The sequence below is a fragment of the Streptomyces sp. B1866 genome, assembly GCF_031932565.1.
GTDB lineage: Bacteria > Actinomycetota > Actinomycetes > Streptomycetales > Streptomycetaceae > Streptomyces.
In genome coordinates this window covers 1-2427 of the sequence record NZ_JAVSCF010000452.1, presented here as the reverse complement: position 1 = coordinate 2427, position 2427 = coordinate 1, and the positions used below count along the sequence as shown (strand labels likewise).

Here is a 2427-nt window from a genome sequence, read left to right as displayed (position 1 = left end):
TCCCGGGCGCCCCCGGCCCGGTGCCGCCCGCCGCCGCGGGCCCCGCCCCGGTGCCGGGCGCCGCGGTCCCCGGCCTCGCGCCTCCCGGCGGGTACGCGTATCCGCCGCCGCCCCCGCCCACCGGCCAGCCGACCGTCGGCCCCGGCTACATGGCCGTGCTCCGCTACCGCGCGCACGACGGCTCCGAGCAGCAGGTCATACGCCGCTCGGCGCCCGGCACGCCGCACCCGGAGTGGCAGATCCTGCACGAGCTGCGCGCGCTGAACGTACCGCCGCAGCAGGTGCTGGAGCTGCACACCGAGCTGGAGTCCTGCGACCTGCCCGGCGGCTACTGCGTGCGCATGATCCGGGAGACCTGGCCGCAGGTGCGGATCAGCCACACCGCCCCGTACGGGCGGGACCACGCCACTCGCCAGCAGGGCGTGCGGCACCTGATCGAGCATCAGGGGGAGCTGCACCAGGTCGCGGACGGCCCGGCCCGCCCGGCGCCGTACCGGGTGCCGCTGCCGCACCCCAGCCAGGTGCGGCCGGTGCCGCCGGTGCCGGTGGAGGCGGTGGGCCACGAGCTGGCGCAGGCGTACGGTCCGCAGGGCGTGTTCCGCTTCGACCAGCGGGCGGTGTCGCGGCAGGGCGTGCCCGACGTCGTGGCGCAGACGCTGGTGTGGGCCGGGATGCCGCTGGACGCGGGGCCGTTCTTCTGGGCGCAGGCGCAGCCGGGCCGCCCGGTGCCGACGCTCGGCGAGCTGGCGGCCGAGCGCGGCGTGCAGGCGGCGCCGGACGCCGGTTCGTACCTGGTGATGGGCAACGACTTCGGCCGTCAGCTGTGCGTGCAGTACGGCACGGCGCACATCGTGGCCGTGCCGCTGGAGGCCGGGCCCGGCGGGCAGTCGGTGCCGCCGCAGTTCGTCAACAGCGGGCTGCTGGAGTTCGTGCGCTGCATGGCGATGCTCGGCCGGATGTGGCGCCTGCGGTACGGGCTGACGCCGGAGCAGGCGGGCCGCTGGACGGTCGACTTCCAGGCGCAGCTCGCGTCCCTGGACCCGGCCGCGCTGTCCACGCCGGAGAACTGGTGGGCGGTGCTGCTGGAGCAGATGTGGGACGGCCTGCTGTAGCCACCCGGCCCGGCCGCGCGGCCGGTGTACGACGGCGAGGGCGCCCGGCCGGTCCGTGACGACGCGATGTCGCGCGGACCGGCCGGGCGCCCTCCCCTTTTTCCGTCTTTCCCTTCATTTCGGCTTCCCCCTGCCCATCCGCGACCCCTTCTCCAGTGAGATATGTGGAGTGTCGCGTTATGGGTGATTCACTCCTATCTACAAGGATGTGTAACTGGAGCGCCTGGCATTCCGGATAAAGGGGTTTCAAGGATGAGCGCATCGGTGACACCTGACGGCTTCGCCATCGTGGCGGGACGGGCCCGCGGCTACCACCGTGAGCAGGTCGACAGCATGGTGGCGGAGCTGTCGCAGTCGCGCGACGCGGCGTGGGAGCGCGCCGCGCGCCTGACGGTCCTCGCCAACGAGCTGACCGCCGAGGCCGAGGATCTGCGCGAGACGGTGGCCCGGCTGCCCGCCCAGACCTACGAGTCCCTGGGCGAGCGGGCCCTGCTGATCCTGACGGCGGCCGAGGCCGAGGCGGCGGACCTGCGGGCGCGCTCCAAGGCGGCGGCCCGGGAGAGGTGGGAGGCCGCGGACGCCGCGGCCCGGGCGGCGCGCGAGGCCGCCCGCCAGGACGCCGAGCGGAGCCGCGCGGAGGCCGAGGCGCGGGCGCGCGGCGTGCTGGACGCGGCGCGTGCCGAGGCGGACCAGCTGCACGCCGCCTCCAGCCGGGACGCCGCGGAATGGCGGGCGGAGGCGCTGGCGGCGCTGAAGGACGTACGGCAGCGCACCGCGGCCGCGCTCGCCGACCAGGAGCGGGAGTACGCCGAGCGGTGGGAGGAGGCGACCCGCGACCTCGCCGGGCGGGAGGGCGCCGAGGAGGCCCGGCTGGCCGACCTGGAGGAGTACGCGCGATCCCGGCTGGCCGAGGCCAAGCAGGCGTACGCGGAGGCGGAGGAGGCCGCACGCTGCCAGGAGGAGGACGCGCGGGCCCAGGCCGACGACATCCTGGCGCGGGCGCGGGCCTGCCAGGAGCACCTGGAGCGGGAGACCGCGCGCATGCTGCGCGCGCACGCCGAGCGGCACGAGGAGTTGCAGGCGCACCTGGACCGGGTGCGCGGCAGCCTGGCGGTGCTGACCGGCCGGCCCGTCGACGACGGCCTGGACCCCGGCCCGGCCCGGGCGGACCGCGCGCCGGAGCCGGAGGCGGAGGCGGTGCACGCGGCCGGCGGCGCGGGCCTGGGGCCGGCCGGACCGGGCCCGCTGCCCGGCTCCGGGACCGTGACCGGACCGGTGACCGGCTCCGTCCCCGGCCCCACGCCGGGCGAACCGG

At 76.8% G+C, this 2427-nt stretch carries 2 protein-coding genes; both read left to right on the top strand.

The features are described from left to right. The coding region (locus tag RKE29_RS29325; RefSeq protein ID WP_312008746.1) for an SUKH-4 family immunity protein at positions 1–1112 on the top strand (1112 nt) is incomplete at its 5' end. A 252-nt stretch (positions 1113–1364) separates the two neighbouring features. Next, a partial coding sequence (locus RKE29_RS29320) for a cellulose-binding protein (RefSeq protein ID WP_312008745.1) occupies positions 1365–2427 on the top strand: 1063 nt, incomplete at its 3' end.